The 16,778-nt window shown below is 45.8% G+C and carries 11 protein-coding genes; 6 read left to right on the plus strand and 5 right to left on the minus strand.

The window, feature by feature from the left end; genetic code table 11:
* Nucleotides 1-28: 28 nt before the first annotated feature.
* The gene (locus QUB25_RS09150) at nt 29-298 is read left to right on the plus strand and encodes a precorrin-6A/cobalt-precorrin-6A reductase (RefSeq protein WP_333182886.1); all 270 of its coding nucleotides are present in this window, start codon (nt 29-31) and stop codon (nt 296-298) included.
* A 320-nt stretch (nt 299-618) separates the two neighbouring features.
* Nucleotides 619-2,154, plus strand: coding sequence for an NAD(P)/FAD-dependent oxidoreductase (locus QUB25_RS09155; protein WP_333063013.1), 1,536 nt, complete (start codon nt 619-621; stop codon nt 2,152-2,154).
* Nucleotides 2,155-2,580: 426 nt separating this feature from the next.
* Here QUB25_RS09155 and QUB25_RS09160 read toward each other — a convergent pair whose 3' ends face one another.
* Nucleotides 2,581-3,777 carry a CapA family protein gene (locus QUB25_RS09160; protein WP_333182888.1) on the minus strand — a complete coding sequence of 399 codons (1,197 nt, stop codon included), beginning with the start codon at nt 3,775-3,777 and terminating at the stop codon, nt 2,581-2,583.
* 63 nt (nt 3,778-3,840) lie between these two features.
* Here QUB25_RS09160 and QUB25_RS09165 point away from each other — a divergent pair, with 63 nt between their 5' ends.
* Together QUB25_RS09165 and QUB25_RS09170 are read left to right on the plus strand one after the other, a co-directional pair.
* Nucleotides 3,841-4,818: a hypothetical protein gene (locus QUB25_RS09165; RefSeq protein ID WP_333182890.1), complete on the plus strand. Its 978-nt coding sequence runs from the start codon at nt 3,841-3,843 to the stop codon at nt 4,816-4,818.
* Between the two features lie 78 nt (nt 4,819-4,896).
* Entirely contained in the window at nt 4,897-5,331 is a 435-nt protein-coding gene (locus QUB25_RS09170) for a Uma2 family endonuclease (RefSeq protein WP_333182891.1), read from the plus strand.
* A gap of 238 nt (nt 5,332-5,569) precedes the next feature.
* Here the strand turns inward: QUB25_RS09170 and QUB25_RS09175 are convergent, their stop codons facing one another.
* From QUB25_RS09175 to QUB25_RS09185, 3 genes are all read right to left on the minus strand, one after another.
* Nucleotides 5,570-5,965, minus strand: coding sequence for an SH3 domain-containing protein (locus QUB25_RS09175; protein ID WP_333182893.1), 396 nt, complete (start codon nt 5,963-5,965; stop codon nt 5,570-5,572).
* 81 nt (nt 5,966-6,046) lie between these two features.
* Nucleotides 6,047-7,840 (minus strand): N-acetylmuramoyl-L-alanine amidase, encoded by a 1,794-nt coding sequence (locus QUB25_RS09180; RefSeq protein ID WP_333182895.1) that lies wholly within the window; start codon nt 7,838-7,840, stop codon nt 6,047-6,049.
* A 169-nt stretch (nt 7,841-8,009) separates the two neighbouring features.
* On the minus strand, nt 8,010-9,695 hold the full coding sequence (locus QUB25_RS09185; protein ID WP_333182897.1) for an NAD-binding protein: 1,686 nt from the start codon (nt 9,693-9,695) through the stop codon (nt 8,010-8,012).
* Between the two features lie 320 nt (nt 9,696-10,015).
* Between QUB25_RS09185 and QUB25_RS09190 the strand changes: the two genes are divergently transcribed.
* Nucleotides 10,016-10,672 carry a COP23 domain-containing protein gene (locus QUB25_RS09190; protein ID WP_333182899.1) on the plus strand — a complete coding sequence of 219 codons (657 nt, stop codon included), beginning with the start codon at nt 10,016-10,018 and terminating at the stop codon, nt 10,670-10,672.
* 89 nt (nt 10,673-10,761) lie between these two features.
* Here the strand turns inward: QUB25_RS09190 and QUB25_RS09195 are convergent, their stop codons facing one another.
* A complete protein-coding gene (locus tag QUB25_RS09195) occupies nt 10,762-14,709 on the minus strand; it encodes a cobaltochelatase subunit CobN (protein ID WP_333182901.1) in 3,948 nt (1,315 codons plus the stop codon).
* Nucleotides 14,710-14,909: 200 nt separating this feature from the next.
* Between QUB25_RS09195 and cobJ the strand changes: the two genes are divergently transcribed.
* Entirely contained in the window at nt 14,910-16,664 is a 1,755-nt protein-coding gene (gene cobJ, locus QUB25_RS09200; protein ID WP_333182903.1) for a precorrin-3B C(17)-methyltransferase, read from the plus strand.
* The last annotated feature ends 114 nt before the right edge of the window (nt 16,665-16,778 follow it).

Genomic DNA, 16,778 nt, shown 5'->3' on the forward strand with positions numbered 1-16,778 from the left:
ATCGTTTTCCCTGACGCATCCTACATCAGTGACTATTTGGTTTTTGATGCGGGCGATCGATCATCCTGCACTAAATACTCCTGTACCTAACGGTAAATTGTTATTAGCAAGGGAGCCTTTTTCATTGGAAGACGAGCGGCAATTGATATTAGAATATCAAAGGGATACAATTGTTAGCAAAAACAGCGGCGGCGGCGCTACTTATGCTAAAATTGCTGCGGCTAGGAAACTGAAAATTCCGGTTGTGATGGTGCAGCGACCGCAGATTCCCGATGTTGAGCAGGTTGCTGATGTTTAAGGGGCGATCGCTTGGTTAATTAAGCAGTTATTAGTTATTAGTTATTAGTTACATCCTTGGGGCGATCGGAAAGTGCCAGCTCGCCTCAACTGAGGTTGTAGCAGCCAGACTGCAAGGATTCCTCTCCCCCAAGCGTCTATAACCAACTAAGCTACTATCAGCAGTTGGGGTTAAGGTCGCGGATCTGACGGGGTGACAACGCCTCTGTATTTTTGAGAGCGATCAATTTAAACCATTCTTAGTGCAAGGATTTCCGGTTTTTTGTCACTCCGTCAGGACAATTACTCTAATAACCCTACCTAATCAGGAGAGTCAAATATATGCAATACAAAAACGGTATGCCAATTGCCATTATTGGCGCGGGAATATCAGGCATTACGACAGCCAATATTCTCAAGAAAAATGGCTTCCAAGCAGTTGTTTTTGAGAAATCCGAAAAGATGGGCGGAGTATGGGCAGTTGCATACCCAAACGTACACCTGCAAAATATCAGGGAACAGTATCATTTATCAGATTTTCCCTGGCCATTCACACCTGATTTACATCCCACCGGAGAACAAATCCTGAATTATTTGGGGCAAGCGGTCAACCATCTACAGCTTGATGTGCGGTTAAATCACCAAGTTATCGAACTAAAAGAAACAGAAGATGGCTGGCTATTAAGATATAAAAACCAGGACGGCGTTCACGAAAAATTATTTGGATACGTCGTTATCTCAGTTGGGCAATATACAGAAGGAAAGTATAAACCTGAATTTCCAGGTATCGAAGATTTCGGCGGGAAAATCATCACTGAACGGGATGTTCACACGCTTGATATATTTGATAATCAACGAGTTGTAATCGTTGGCTTCGGAAAGAGCGCCTTGGACATGGCCACTTTCGCAGCAAAACAAGGCGCGCAAGTAAATCATGTATTTCGTACACCGCGCTGGCTTATCCCCGAATGGATTTTGGGCGTACATTTTACCTACGCATTATTCAGCCGCTTTGGGACAGTGATGATGACAAGTTGGGCGCATCCAACCGCCATTGAACGTTTCCTGCACAATCGCCTTGGCTTCATTGTTTCAGCTTTTTGGGATTTGATTGCATCCATCTTCCGCTTTCAAGTTCAGCGAAATGTTTCTGGAAAAAGCGAAGCCGCCCAGGGTCGAATCAAAGCTGTACAACCAGACCACAAACTATTGCCTGATTTGCGTTCAGCCACAGCGGTTGCGCCTGAAAATTACTATCCGTTTATTGCAGAAGGAAAAATCTCGCCCCACCGTGCAGAATTATCTGGTTTTTCGCCAGAAGCAGTAAAGTTGAAAAATGGTTGCGAGATTCCATGCGATGTAGTCGTTCTATCTTTGGGTTCGCAAACGCCGATTTTTCCATTTTTGCCTGATAAATATCGAAAAATGTTGGAAACCGAATCCGATGGCGTGCAGTTATATCGCCACTTGCTTCATCCTCGCATTCCTGGCATTGCCTTTGCCGGGTTCAATCATGGATATATGCACGTGCCAGCAGTCGAAATTGCCACACAATGGCTATGTGCTTACTTGCGTGGTGAACTTGAGTTACCTTCCTGCGAAAATATGGAAAAAAGTATTGAATATATCCGCGAGTGGAAACGCGCAAATATTCAATTTGAACCTTCGCGATCCTGTGCGATTAATACTCGCTTTCAACAATATATTGACATCATGCTTAAAGATATGGGTGTTTCTCCTTATCGAAAATTGCCTAACCTTTTCGCTGAGATATTCGGTAGATATCAACCATCTGATTATCTTGGCGTATCGGAAGAATATAATCACAAAAAGAAAAGTCGCTCTACTCCACTACACCCTCTTCCGTTGGATACATGATTGCTTCCAAAGCTTATCAGGAGTCAATTGATATCAATTCCGGTGCAACGGAAATTATTGTTGACTGTTAACTGTCAGTCGAAAAACTAAATGATAGCTGAGTATTGACTGTTGATTCGATTTTACAATTCGATGCTAACGGAGTTGATATGACGCGCTATTCTGCTGCCCATTTCGCCCTGATTGGAAAGGATATCCAAGCTTGGGTAAATTTATTTGCTGAAGATGCGGCATGATTGTTCGATCGCCTAAATCTAAGTTTTATACCCAACACTTGAGTTAATTCTGAGCATAATTGCTGATTGACAAATGCTTCCCTAGCTTAATCTGTTACCTTAGCAATGGGAAGGGCCTGCGAATACCAATCGGTCGGCTAGGCCTCCAATTCCCATAACTAATGCCCAATTCCCAATTTTCCATGCCAAATTATTTGGATTTTTTCGGACTATTCAAAGAGTTAAGATGATTGTTCATATCCTGCAAATATTTTGATAAAATAGGATACTGTGAAGTTGCTAGTAGTGCATCTTTTTTCTGGCTGACCGTTGTTTCTAAGGGCAAAACGCGATAGTTCGTTTTATTGTTCAAAGTATAGCGGTGTACCCAAGTAGGATGTGTTTTTACATCGGTAATTTCTGTGGTGTTTTCGGGAAATTTTTTGCAAATATTTACTTGCAAAATTACGCCTAAGTCTGTATATTTTTTATTCTGACCCGAAATGAAGTTTCCCATTGAATAAATTGCTACAGCTTTGCGAGTTTGGCCATTTTCTCCGGGGAATTTAAAAATTTTGTAAGGTTGGACGACGTGGGGATGGCTGCCGAGAATGATGTCTGCACCAGCTTTTAATAGGTTTTCCACTAATTGTTTTTGTTGGGTGTTTGGCTGTCGCTGATATTCATCGCCAAAATGCAGGGAAATTGCGATAATATCTGCTCCTTGTTTTCGGGCTTTGGCAATGTCTTTGATTATCTTTTTTTGGTCGATTAGGGAAACTAAGTAATCTTTGCCTTTGGGTATGGGAATGCCGTTTGTGCCGTAGGTGTAGGCTAGCATGGCTAGTGAAATGTTGTTTTTGGTGCTGATTAAAGTGCGTGAAGCTTCGGCGGCTGATGTGGCTGTTCCTGTTGAGGCAATTTTGCGATCGCTCAGATTCGCGATCGTCCTAATTACCCCTTTTTCTCCACGGTCTAAAGCATGATTGTTCGCCGTTGTCAATATATTAAATCCGGCTTTTTTAGCAGCATCCGCTAATTGAGCAGGTGCGTTAAATAGCGGATATCCCGTATATCCGCCCGCATCTTCGCCCGCTAAAGGTGTTTCGAGATTTCCGATGACCCAATCGCCTGTTGATAGGATACTTTTAACGGGTGCGAAGAAATTGTCAAAATTGTATGTTTTCTTTTTTGCGTCGTAGCCCGATCGCGTTTGGGTACTGTGCATCATGATGTCGCCGACAGCAATTAGTGTTGCTTCTTTGATTTCAGACTTGGGTTTGACGGGAACAGGGGTTGCTATTGGCGATCGACTTTCTGTAGGCTGTGTGTTGGTTTGTGGCGTTTGGATATTGCAGCCTGCGATCGAAAGCATGGCAATTATCGAGAGCAACCGACGAAAATTCATGATTTTTGAGAGTGATTTGTCGGCTAATATGGTATCATAAATAATTTACTTACGGCTCAACAAATGAAAAAAAACTATCTAATTCTTGCCTTAATTGTTTTTGTAGCAATTATGGGTTTTGGGGTTTTAACTTACGCTCAAACTTCGGGCGATAGACCTTTTGAATTTGCATTAATTGGCGATTTGCCCTACAGTGCCGAACAAGAAGCAAAATTTCCGAGTTTGATTGCAGATATCAATCGATCGCCCGCAGCGTTTGTCGTCCACGACGGCGACATTAAAAACGGTTCTAGTGTCTGCGATGATGCAACTTTTGTCAGTCGCAAGCAGTTATTTGATAATTTTGAAATTCCATTTATTCTAGTTTATGGTGACAATGAATGGACGGATTGCCACCGTTCAAATAACGGCAGTTACGATCCAGTAGAAAGACTCGCTAAACTGCGGGAAATTTTTAACCAAGGGAATCAAAGTTTGGGAAAGCGCACCTTAACTCTCACCCGTCAAAGCGAAAACCCGCAGTTTGCTAAATTCCGCGAAAATGTTCGCTGGATTTATCATGGAGTTGTGTTTTTCGCGATTAATATGCCGGGAAGCAACAACAATTTTGGCCGCACTCCCGAAGCAGATGCTGAATATGCCGATCGCAATTGGGCTAACTTAGCCTGGATCGAAGAATGTTTTGCTTTAGCCAAACGCAGCAACAGCAAAGGAATTGTGTTAGTTGCACAGGCAAATCCGGGATTTGAATTCGATCCTACGGACAAAAGAAGAAGTGGCTACAACGATTTTATCGCTACTCTGGAAACAGAAACAGGCAATTTCCCAGGGCAGGTTGTATTCGTCCACGGCGATACTCACTATTTCCGCATCGATAAACCTTTACCCCATTTTACCGATGAGACTCAATTACCGAGAATGAAAAATTTTACTAGAGTTGAAACTTTTGGTTCTCCAAACGTGCATTGGTTGCGGGCTTTTTATGATCCTACAAATCCTAACTTGTTTGAGTTTAAACAGCAGATTGTTCCAGAAAATTAGGCTATATAACACCCTTTTTAGGCAATATAAATAATTTTTGGATTACACAGAAGATAGGTAGAATTGAGGAATTTATTTATGACAGTCGCAACTAGACGCTTCACCCTGGAAGAATTTCTAAAACTGCCAGAAAGTAAACCTGCTAGCGAATACATTGAGCGGGAAATCATCCAAAAACCACTGCCCAAAATAAAGCACAGCCGATTGCGATCCAAAGCCTGTAACGAAATTAATCAGGTGACGGAAAATCCAAAGATAGCTTATGCGTTTCCAGAGTTGCGGTGTACGTTTGGCGGTCGATCGATTGTTCCAGATATTGCGGTGCTATTATGGGAACAGATTCAATTTGATGACAGCGGTGAACCATTGGATGATGTGCTAATTGCACCGTATTGGGCGATCGAAATCTTGTCGCCACAGCAAAGCTCAAATCGCGTAACTAGAAAAATTATTCACTGTCTTCAACATAATTGTCAGTTGGGGTGGCTAATCGATCCAGATGATCGATTTTAGCGTTTTTGCCCAACCAACAACCGCAATTCTGCGAAGGTAGCGATGTCCTTCCTGTACCCGAAATGATTCCCCTGAATATCACCGCCGAACAGGTGTTTAGCTGGTTGAGAATGCAACAATGAATCAGGGCGATCGTCTTTTTTGTACTACTTTTAAAACTTTCCCTGTTTGGTTGCTAGTGAAAACTTTAACTTTCATCTCAACTAAAGACTGAAATCCTTACTACAAACCCAATCTCCTATTGCCGCCACCTGTCAAATTGGTCTTCGGAACAGCCATTAATAAATTGATTGTTCACCCAACCGTCAAGGATTGTAAAAGTTTCATTAGGAGGATTACCCGAAAATCTGGCCGCAATTTTCACCCAATTACCTTGTCTGCTGACAGCCCTAACTCCGTCTCCTCTTTTGAGTTTAGCTACAACCGCGTACTTATTGCCTGGGCCTTTGCGAATGTTAACAGCGCCACCTTCACCTGTAATAAACGAGCAATGAGTTTGCTTTTTTAAAGCTTCTGCTTTCGCGGGAGCAAGACTTTGCTGCTTGCCAAAAACAGGAAAGCTGTAAAGTGAGAAGCTAAAACTTGCAACTACGGCTGCAATAAAAAAGGCTTTTGATTGAGTAAAAATTAGCATTATTTCATTTCCTTGGATTGGCTGAACTGAAGTCCTGACTAGGATTTTTTGGAGAAAGACTTCAGTCCTGACGACTAACTGTTATTTGACAGAGGCAAACCATTCGGTAACACCTTGGGCTATCGCCTCAGCTAATTTCTTTTGTTCTGTCGGATTTACAATCCATTCAAACTCTTCGGGATTGATCAGAAATCCCAATTCCATTAAAACAGATGGAGCTACGGCAGGACGAGTCATGGCTAAGTTGTTCCAGAATACACCATAGCTCGGACGGTTCAACTTGGCAACTAAATAATTGTGCAAAAATATTGCCAAACTGTGCGCTTGCGGGTGAAACCAGAAAGCGCCGACGCCTTTAGTCTTAATGGCATCCCCGTTATCCGGCAAAGCATTGTAGTGAATTGAAAGTGCGATCGCAGGTTCTTCTTTTTGAATCATTTCCACCCTCGGTGGCAAATCCAAATCCACATCTTCTACCCGCGTCATTACCACATTCGCGCCCCGATTTACCAATCCCTCTTGCACCAATTTCGACACCGTTAAAGCTACTGTCTTTTCTCTAATTCCCACTGGACTCACAGCACCTCCATCCTCCGGCCCGCCGTGTCCTGCATCGATGAGAATCTTAATTCCCGACAGCGGCTTTGCTTGCGAATTGGGCACCGCGCTTGTATTCGCAGGCGGGTGTTTTAAAGACAACACTAAAGTTGTGCCCTCGTATCTCAACTTGTAACCCCACTGTTGGGCGGATTTGAGATTAAAAGTGTATTGTACTTGCAGCGGCGATATTTGTTGCCATTCCAAACGCGAAATTACGGGGTCATCTTGGATGCGAATAATGTCAGTTTGAGCGGTAGTATTGTACAGGGTTAAAGTGAAAGTGCGTTCTCCTTCTTGCACGGTGACTGGGACGGGTATTTCTAAGGGAAATAAGACCTCTGTCCAGCCGGAAACTTGACGCGAACTGGCGCTGCGAATAATCGATCGCGCAGGCACTGCATCCTTGACAATTTGCACTTCTGATGCTTTAATCCAAGCACCGTAATCGAGTCTGAGCCATTCTCCCTCGCGCCCGATAACTGTTGCTCGCGTTCCCTTCGGCAGCGGTGTCATCCGAGAAAAATCTGTACTCGCCCCGGTTCTGGCAACACCGGGATCTGCTGTTACTTCGGCTATTTCTAAGTCAGCCGGAGAAAGAATAGAAATCTTGCCAGTACCCTGCTGGCTGATAGTTTGATTATTCATTGTTAGCTCAAACGAGGGTACGCCTAAATCAATTGTTTCTCCCTTAGATGAGAGGGCGTTCTCAGGGGTTTTACCGCAGCCTTGATACTGTTCGCTGCCGCCTTTTTTGATCGGGGAGTTTTCACCTAACAGTACAGATTTGTTGTCGGGTAATTCGACTTGCGATCGCGCTTTTAAAGGAATAGTAACGCCCGCCAATTTTACCGAAACTTGAGCATTCGCAGGTGCGATCGCCCCAAAGCAAATATAATCTCCCGGCAAACTCGCCACATCGACTTTCGGCGTCAGGGAATCTTTAGCAAAAGCCAATCCTACAGGGACTTCCGGCTGATTCGACTCGCGCGTCACCTTAATTTTGACTTCCTGATTTTCGTAACGCAAGGTAAAGAGATTTTCGCCGAGTTGCAGCGGAAAAGTCGGGGCGAAATGCCCGGAGGCGGTGCGCGAAATTTGGTTGCCATTTACTAACACTTGTCCCGGTGCGGGCGCTGTGCCGATTAAAAAGATGCGATCGGCTGTAGTTTTGTGGTTGGCTGGAGGATAAGAGACGAACAAAGGTTGAGCCGCCACAGCTACAGAGGCGATCGCCACGATCATCCCAAACACAACTAATGCTAAAAATTTTCTCATTCTAAACCGCAACTAATTGAGACTCTGTTGGTTATTTATACTAGAACTTGCCCTAAGAAACCGGATTTCTGAGGATTAGCCGTAAGTCCTATTTACTATACAGGGCTCATTTTATCAGGTTTGTAGTTGCAATTGAGCGATCGGCAAAATAAATTACCGCATCAAACCATTAAGTTTTAATTAATTCCGAGGTCGTTCTCCACAGTTGATCCAACCGATTCGCCGGCATCGTCAAATACAAAACATCCCCCGTAGTCAAACAACAATTCAGTAAATCCCAGCCGTGGAGAGTTTGACACTTAGTTTCTACATAAAGAGGCACAAAATCAGCAGACTTAGCAGCATCTTGAATGCGCTGGCTGCAGAAAGGATGTTTTGGCGTAATCAATGTGGCCAAGCAAACCCATAGACTGTCAGCAGTCATTCCGTTGCCCAAAATTCTGCCTCCAATCGCCGCCGCTGCGAAAGCAGGAGCAGCCAATTCCGTCGGGTTCAAAACTCCTTCAAACTCAAAAACTTGCTGCACCATCAAAGCAAAATGTGGGTCTTGATTGCGGACAATAACCGATAGTTTGGGTGCCAATCCTTTAGCGCTCAAGGCAATTTCGACATTAGACATATCGCTGCTAGTTACCGCCAAAAGTGCTGCCGCTTGCTTAACATTAGCAGCTTCCAGAGTTGCAGGCAAACTAGCACTTCCCTGAATGACCGGAATTTTCATTGAGCGAGCCGTGCTCAGAAATCGGCTGTTCGGATCTTGCTCGATCGCCACAATATCGTAACCGTTAGTGTGCAGTTCTTTTGCAATTTGGATGCCAATTCCTCCGAGTCCGCAAATAATGTAATGATGGCGCTGCGGAACTCGCGCCACATCCCAATATTCGGTAAAGCGAGTTCCCAATACATAATCGTTGAGCAGTGCGTAGCAGATGCCGATGATGCCGGCTCCAACTAGCATCATCACAACTGTAAATAGTTTAATGCTTTCGGGAGCTTGTTCGGCCACTTTTTCATGGCCTCCGGCTCCGGTAATCATCCCTACTGAAAAATAGAGAGAATCGACAATTGAGATATTATCGTCAACACAAATATAGGTAGCAGTAGCAACGGCAATCATTGACAGCAGCGTCAGTACAACAATTACTGCTGCTTGGCTGTGCTGCTGAAATCTGTGCAGTCTAGTTAATGTCTTGAGCAGTTTTTGAGTTAAAGTTTTTTGGGGGCTGCGGATAGTCGGCTGAGTGGCAACAATTAGCCGATCGCCCTGCTGACACTGCCGATCGGCAAGCACCGCCGATACTAAATCAGTTTTGTTAGCAGCGGGCAGATAATAAATCAACATTCGCGATCGATCGTCCCACAAATCGCTCAGTTTTCGATTTTTCCAAGGATGTGTTTCATCGATATATTCTTCGTGAATCGGCCAAGTGCGATCGAACAAACGCAACTGTCCGATCGCCTGATTTCCGAGAGCCGCAAAGGCAAAAACCGGAGCAGCCAACGATGAAACGCTCATGGAAGTGTGATCGGGCAAAGTGTGGTCAATCCTATCGCCCAAGCTAGTATTGAACAATCTGTTGATGATGCGGATCTGAGGATTGAGAATCCTCGCCTGCATCAAAACTGCCAAATTCACAGCATCATCGTCTGCTGCAATTACTAAAGTGTGAGCGTTTTGAATGCCAGCCGCCAACAAGGTAGAAGCTGCTTGCAAATTGCCGACAACCACATCAGAAGTTTCGCCGCGAATTGGGCGATCGCTAATACCGATCGCGATCGCTCCTTGCTGTCTCAACAAACAAAAAATCTTGTGTCCCGTGTGGCCCAATCCGCAAACAATGATTCGAGGTTTCATAAAAATTTATTTGCCAGCCAATTTCGGAGCTGTCCTTGTAGTTTTACTTACCATTGTTGACTGCCCAGGCTTTGGAGAATGTAGCTAAAAACACTATCTAGGATGTTTGTGCCGCAGCGCTATCGAAGTATTGAAACAAGGACACCGCAGAGCCGTGTCTCTACAGCCGCGTTCCCAAGTTTTCAAACAACGACACCGCAGTGGCTTGTACCTAAAGATATGAGGTGCAATAACGTAATTTAATATTTGAAAAATATCCGGGTGCGACAGCCCACCAGCAGAAATTGAATAGGTAGGGACACAGCCCTGTCCCTACAACTATGACTTCCTACATAAATTTAGCTGCCTTAGTAACAGGAGTTATTATGAAATTGACTGCACCCTTATTAGCATCCGCTTTAGTGTTCGCCGGTACTGTCGCCTTGGCAAGCCAAGTGCAAGCAGCTACCAGCAACTCTTGGAATAGCACTAGAACAACATTTCAGTGCGTTACTTCCGGCCGAAATTTTGTCACAATTGCGCGGCGGGGAAATGTCACGACAGATCCGATGATTCTGTGGAAATCTACCGAGTTCGGCCGCGAATATACACCTTGGCAGCGCTGCCAAATTGTTTCCAATAGATTGACCAAAGCTGTTGCCCAGAATGGTGGAAGATTGAGCAACTTGCAGTTAACAACAGGAATTGTTAATAACTTGCCCGTAGTTTGTTACGTGAACGGACGGGGGCGGTGCAACTCTCAAAATCTGCTGTTCACCCTAGACAAGCGAAATGCTAAAAATCCCGGTGATGCTTTAACGAGATTGATTAATTTTGCCCAAGACGGCAGCGGACCAGTTACAACGTTCAGAACCGGAGCTCCATCGGCGGCACCGCAGTTTGTTCCCTTTGGAGATATGGTCGATCGAGCTTTTAATTCTCCAAACAATAAACCGTCAGTTCCTGTAGCAAAACCGCAGGGCGATCGGGGTATTTAATAGCCGCGCCTCTAACTTGCACCTGAAAAAATTGGAAACTGTTGTGGGGTGGGCTTCTAGCCCGCCCCTAAATATTTAGACTAAAACAACTACACTGCCACCCCTTCAATCTTCTCATCAGTTAACTGGTACAACTCGCGCAACTGCTGCAACTTATCCGCATCCGGCTGCCAAAAACCCCGCCCGTTAGCCTCCAACATTCGCCCTACAATATTGCGAAAAGCTTCAGGATTTGCCTCCCGCAACTTCCGCGCCATCTCCTGATCCAAAGCATAAGTATCAGCAGCCTGATCGTAAACCCAACCATCAGTAAAATCAGCCGTTCCGCCCCAACCAATTAACGCCGTCATCCGCTGCGAAATTTCATAAGCGCCGCCCGAACCTTGATTGACCATCGCGTTAGCCCACTTAGGATTGAGCAACTTAGTTCGATATTCCAAGCGCAGCAAATCTTCTAAATTGCGCGGCGTGGTATCCTGAGAAAAACTTTCTACAAAACTCGTGTTAACCTTTTTGCCGCGCTGCTTTTCTGCGGCTTTCTTCAAACCGCCAGTATTCGCATAATACTCTTGAATATCAGTCAAACCGTATTCAACAGAATCAATTTCTTGAATTATGCGATCGCACCCTTGCAACAACTGAGTCAAAACCTCCGGTCTCGCTTCCCCCTTATCCTTCCTCCCGTAACTAAAAACATTGCGACTTTCCCAAGTTTTCCCCAACTCATCCCCCGATTCCCAACTACCATCAACAACCCTATCGTTAACCAAAGAACCAAAATCCCCAGCCGGATTAGAAAACAACCTTGCCGAATAATTCTGCACACCTTGTTCCTGCAAAATTAAAGCGTGTTTGCGAATAAAATTCTCCGATTCCGGTTCATCAGCATCCGCCGCCCGCACGAACAAATCATCCAACAACTCAATAATATTCACAAAGCTATCACGGAAAATTCCCGAAAGATTTCCCAACACATCAATCCGGGGATGACCGACATCAGCTAACGGTTTTAACTCATAGCGAACAATGCGACCAGTACCTTCTTTAAGAGGTTCAGCCCCCACCAATTCCAGCAGAATTCCAATAGATTCGCCCCGCGTTTTAATCGCATCCAAACCCCACAACATCACCGCCACAGTCTCAGGATAATTCCCATGTTCCTCAACGTGCTTCTCAATAATTTTCCGAGCAATTTCGCGCCCCCTTTCATAAGCAGCCGGAGAAGGCATCCGATAAGGGTCTAAAGCGTGAATATTCCTGCCAGTTGGCAACACCCCAGCTCCATCCCGCAACAAATCGCCACCCGGTGCAGGCAGAATATATTCCCCATTCAAACCCCGCAAAAGATTAGTCAACTCATCCGTCGTTTGCAACAACAAATCCCGCACCAACAAACCCTCCTCAAAAACCCCATTCAACCCCTCTTTCTCTTCCTCTCTGCGCCCTCTGCGCCTCTGCGGTTCATTTTCTTCAAAAACCAGTTTTTGCACCTGTTCCTGTGATAACCTCTCCCCAAAATAAGCTTCAAGATAAGAGGTCATTTCCTCAGAATTAGGCGGTTCCCCGAGAACGTGTAAACCCGAAGAAAACAAGCGAGCTTCCACCACCTGCAAATACTCGTAAAGCTTCACCAAATAGCGGTTAAAAGCATCAGGACTGAACATTCCCACAGTCTCAAAACTAAAAGCAATACCCAACTTGCGAGCCTCATCAAACGGACAATCAGCCTCCAAACCGCTATCTAAAATCTTCTTACAAATAGCCTCCTTCAGCACATAATTCTTGGCCGTATCTTCCCGATATTCCGCAATCACATCCCGCAAAGCCATCAATTCCTTGTACAAGCCCGCGCGACCGTAGGGCGGCACGTTGTGAGAAATCAAAACACCGTAACCGCGCCGTTTTGCTAACATCGATTCCGATGGATTGTTGGCAGCATAGATATAAAGATTCGGCAAACTTCCCAACAAAATATCCGACCAAGAATAGCCAGTATTTCCCAGAGGAGATCCCGGCAACCATTCAACAGTGCCGTGCATTCCGAAGTGAACCACAGCATCAGCTTGCAAATCATTTTGTAGCCACTTGTAAAAAGCAGCGTATTGAGGGTGAGGCGTCAAATCGCGATCGAACATTAAGCGCATCGGATCGCCCGAAATTCCCAGAGGCGGCTGCAAACCTATCCAAACATTCCCCAGTTGAATGCCGCCGATTTGGAACTCATCGCCGTCTGTCTTAATTCCCGTACCCGTTAAAAATCCCCACTGTTTTTCAATACGACTTGCTGACAAATACCCCAGCCACTTCTCCAGAGTTTTGACATTAACAGTATTGCCAAACCCTCCCCTCCCATCTGCGTTCATCCGCGTTAATCCGCCCCCATCTGCGGTTGCATCATCCGCCTCTTTCACCCTGCGAATTAACTCCTCACCGTCAGCCGGAATTTCTCCAACTGTATAACCTGCTGCTTGAAGTTTGTGCAGGAAATTTAGCAGCGATTTCGGTACATTTAATAAAGCAGCCGTACCCGCCGCCCCGTAACCGGGAGGAAACCCGTAGAGAATAATCGCAATTTTCCTTTCCGATGGCGGAGTGTGGCGCAGTTTCACCCAATTATTAATTCTACTTGTCAGGCGTTTGGCGCGATCGGGCACCAGATAAATATCCTCACCCACCAAACCGCCTAGGGGAACAGGATCGATCGCGCCATCCAACTCAGGCAAAGCATACAATACCACACTTTGCAAACCTCCAATCCCCTGACGAGTCCAAGAATGGATATCCTGAATCAGCAGAGGTGCGGACACAAAATAAGGTACATTTTTAGCAGTTAAAATCCGCTTAGCAACTTCCACTTGCCTTCCACCCTCCATCGAACCAGCAGGCCCGCCAACCAAAGGAAAGCCAATAGTAGAAACAATCGCATCAACTTCCACAGCATCTTTAGAAAGCGAAAGAGTTTCAATATTGCCTTGTTTTCGCCGCGCAGTTTCATCAGCAGTCGTCATCCAATCCCGCACCGCTACATGGCCCTCAACGCCATTGATAAAAATCGGCAAAGGCACAATTCCCGCATCTTCAAAATAGCGGATTAATTGAGGAATATAAGGCTGCTTGGTGATAACGTGCTTGCGGTAAAGCAAGATGCCCACAACAGGGGATTTTACTTGATATGAATTTGGGAACCCATTGGTGTCAATTTTTGTGGAACGGGCATCTTGCCCGTTATAAACCTGGTCATAATTTTCCGACAAATTAGTCTCAAATTTTGTGGAACGGGCATCTTGCCCGTTATAACCCTTTCTATCAAGATGTCTAGCCTGTTTTGTGGAACGGGCATCTTGCCCGCCCCTAGCACTTTGATGACTCAGATACCAATCCAAATATTGCCGAGGCGATTCAAAATAACCATTATAATCAGGATGCAATAAACCCATATTGGGAGTTTCCACAGGCGGCGGAATTTCTGCAACCTTCAGCCCCAAATACTTTTCGGCAATAATCCAAAACATCGAGACAACATTATCCGCCCCGCCCGCATTCCAGTAACCATAAATAATCAGCCAGTTACGCAAATCCTGCACTTTTTGCACCGGCACATACTTTAATAACTTCGGCCCAACCTTCAAAAAGCTGATGTAACCAGCCAGCTTATCTTCTTCTCGCCCATTGCTGAACTTATCCAGAATAAACTTAACCGGCTTCGGCATTCCCTTCGGTTTGTCGCCAATTTTAAAAGCGCCGATTTGAGTAAGACTCATCAATTCCAAAGCCGACTCAAAAACCAGGCGAATCGGGATATGTTGCACCATTTCTCGCAGCCACATTACCGCATCGTAATCAAACAGCAAACTCCCGAAAAACACATCAGCATTCGAGAGGGCGGCTGCCACAGCGTCAGGTTCGTCTGCGAGGGCGCGATCGCTAAAAACCCGTACTTCCAATCCCTGGCAGCCAGAAACAGCCGACTCGACAGCTTTGCGGTACAAATCAGCATTAAAAGATTCAAACCCTGCAATTAAGACAATGCGTTTCACAGCCCAACCTCGAAATATTTGCTTCTTTTAATGATAGACTAATTGCAGAAAAGCACAGGCAAGATGCCTGTGCCACTTCCAGACAGAACAACACAAAAGATAAACTTCTTCCTTCTCTTTCTTCGCGCCTTTGCGGTTCGTCAAATCTAAGAAAATATTAAAATAATCAGACCAATCCAAACACAAGCATAATTAAAACAGTGAATCGAATTCCTCCCGCAATAGTTATCTTAGGTCAAAACAGCCAGCCGATCGCCAAAAAAATCTCCGCACATTTCCCAGGTTCCCAGATTTACGGTTTAATAGATCGCACGGACGACACAGACATCAACTTTAGCAACTTCGGCGAAACATTGCGGGAATTATTTGCAACAGAAACCCCAATCATCAGCATCTGCGCCGCCGGAATTATCATCCGCACCCTCGCCCCGCTGCTGTCAGACAAACGCGCCGAACCGCCAGTTTTAGCCGTCGCAGAAGACGGAAGCGCCGTCGTACCGCTGCTGGGCGGTTTGCACGGCGTTAATGATTTGGCCAGAGAGATTGCAGCAGCCCTCGGCGTACAACCTGCAATTACCACCACCGGAGATATCCGGTTTCGCACCGCGCTGCTGAGTCCTCCCCAAGGCTATTATTTAGCGAATCCAGAGGACGCGAAGACTTTTATTTCAAATTTGCTCGCCGGGGCAAAAGTACGCATAGAAGGGGCTGCAAGCTGGCTTTCCGAGAGCAATTTGCCGATCGTCCCCGACGCAAAATTGACAATCCGCGTCACCGAAAAAGCAATTGCGCCAACGCCCGATTGTTTAGTGTACCATCCGCAAATTACAGCAGTTGCACTGACAAAGCTATCGAATATTGAGCCGGAAATAGCGGTTTCATTAGTGCAGCAAGTTTTGGAAAATGCAGGTTTAGCAGCAGCTTCTGTTGCTGGATTCTTTGCATTAAAAGATGAGATGGGAAATCCGGCAATTGAAGCAGTTTCACAATATTTTAAAGTCCCCCTCCGCTTTTTCAATCTCTCCGAACTTGTCGAATTAGACTCAATTGAATTCATCGAAAATAAGGCCGCACAAATTGCCCTGACAGCAGCCGGTGCAAACAGTCACTTAATCGAGTACGATCGCCCAAACGCATTGAATTGCGCGATCGCCCTAGCCGCCCAACCCTTTGATGCTAGGGCGATCGGAGTTAGCCGCGGCAAACTGGCGATCGTCGGTACGGGCCCCGGAGGCGCGCCCTGGATGTCCCCGGAAGTTAAGGAAATTTTGCGCGAAGCCACGGATTGGGTGGGTTACAAGTTCTATCTCGACTTAGCCGGAACCCTGCGGGAAGGACAAAAGCGGCACGATTCCGACAACCGCGAAGAGATCGATCGCGCCCGTTTTGCCCTAGATTTAGCAGCATCAGGAAAATCTGTCGCCGTCGTTTCGTCGGGAGATCCGGGTATTTTTGCGATGGCTGCAGCGGTGTTTGAGGCGATCGACTTTGATGCCAAACCCGAATGGCAAGGCATCGATATTCGGGTAGCACCGGGCATTTCAGCCATGCAGGCCGCCGCTGCTGCGATCGGAGCACCCCTCGGACACGATTTTTGCGTGATTTCGCTTTCGGATATTCTCAAGCCTTGGGAGGTCATAGAACAGCGAATTGCCGCGGCTGCTGGTGCCGATTTAGTTATGGCATTTTACAATCCCATCTCGAAACAGCGGATTTGGCAACTCGCAAGGGCGATCGAGATTTTGTTGCAAAGTCGCGATGCTAAAACCCCCGTCATATTGGGGCGAAACCTCGGCCGGCCCGGTCAATCTGTGCGGGTTTGCACCCTCGGCGAATTCCAGCCGGAAGATGCCGACATGAGAACTTTAGTGATTGTCGGTTCGAGTCAGACTCGGATTATTCCCCGCAAATATGGAGATGTTTGGGTTTACACGCCGCGCAGGTATGAAAAATAAGTAAAGCAGCAAAAACTTAGGAAATCAGCAATTGACTGAAAGCTAATTGACTTTGACAAGGAGATTTTTTGATCTCGCTGGGGGAAGTCTAGGTTAACAAATGGCGGCGAATCA

It is taken from the genome of Microcoleus sp. B3-D7, assembly GCF_036705305.1.
Classification (GTDB): domain Bacteria; phylum Cyanobacteriota; class Cyanobacteriia; order Cyanobacteriales; family Microcoleaceae; genus Microcoleus.

Excerpts from the sequence above, each read along its gene's own strand:
- QUB25_RS09180 (WP_333182895.1), bottom strand. The coding sequence starts at position 7,840 with ATGAGAAAATTTTTAGCATTAGTTGTGTTTGGGATGATCGTGGCGATC.
- QUB25_RS09160 (WP_333182888.1), bottom strand. The coding sequence starts at position 3,777 with ATGAATTTTCGTCGGTTGCTCTCGATAATTGCCATGCTTTCGATCGCA.
- QUB25_RS09175 (WP_333182893.1), bottom strand. The coding sequence starts at position 5,965 with ATGCTAATTTTTACTCAATCAAAAGCCTTTTTTATTGCAGCCGTAGTT.
- QUB25_RS09185 (WP_333182897.1), bottom strand. The coding sequence starts at position 9,695 with ATGAAACCTCGAATCATTGTTTGCGGATTGGGCCACACGGGACACAAG.
- QUB25_RS09155 (WP_333063013.1), top strand. The coding sequence starts at position 619 with ATGCAATACAAAAACGGTATGCCAATTGCCATTATTGGCGCGGGAATA.
- QUB25_RS09165 (WP_333182890.1), top strand. The coding sequence starts at position 3,841 with ATGAAAAAAAACTATCTAATTCTTGCCTTAATTGTTTTTGTAGCAATT.
- QUB25_RS09170 (WP_333182891.1), top strand. The coding sequence starts at position 4,897 with ATGACAGTCGCAACTAGACGCTTCACCCTGGAAGAATTTCTAAAACTG.
- QUB25_RS09190 (WP_333182899.1), top strand. The coding sequence starts at position 10,016 with ATGACTTCCTACATAAATTTAGCTGCCTTAGTAACAGGAGTTATTATG.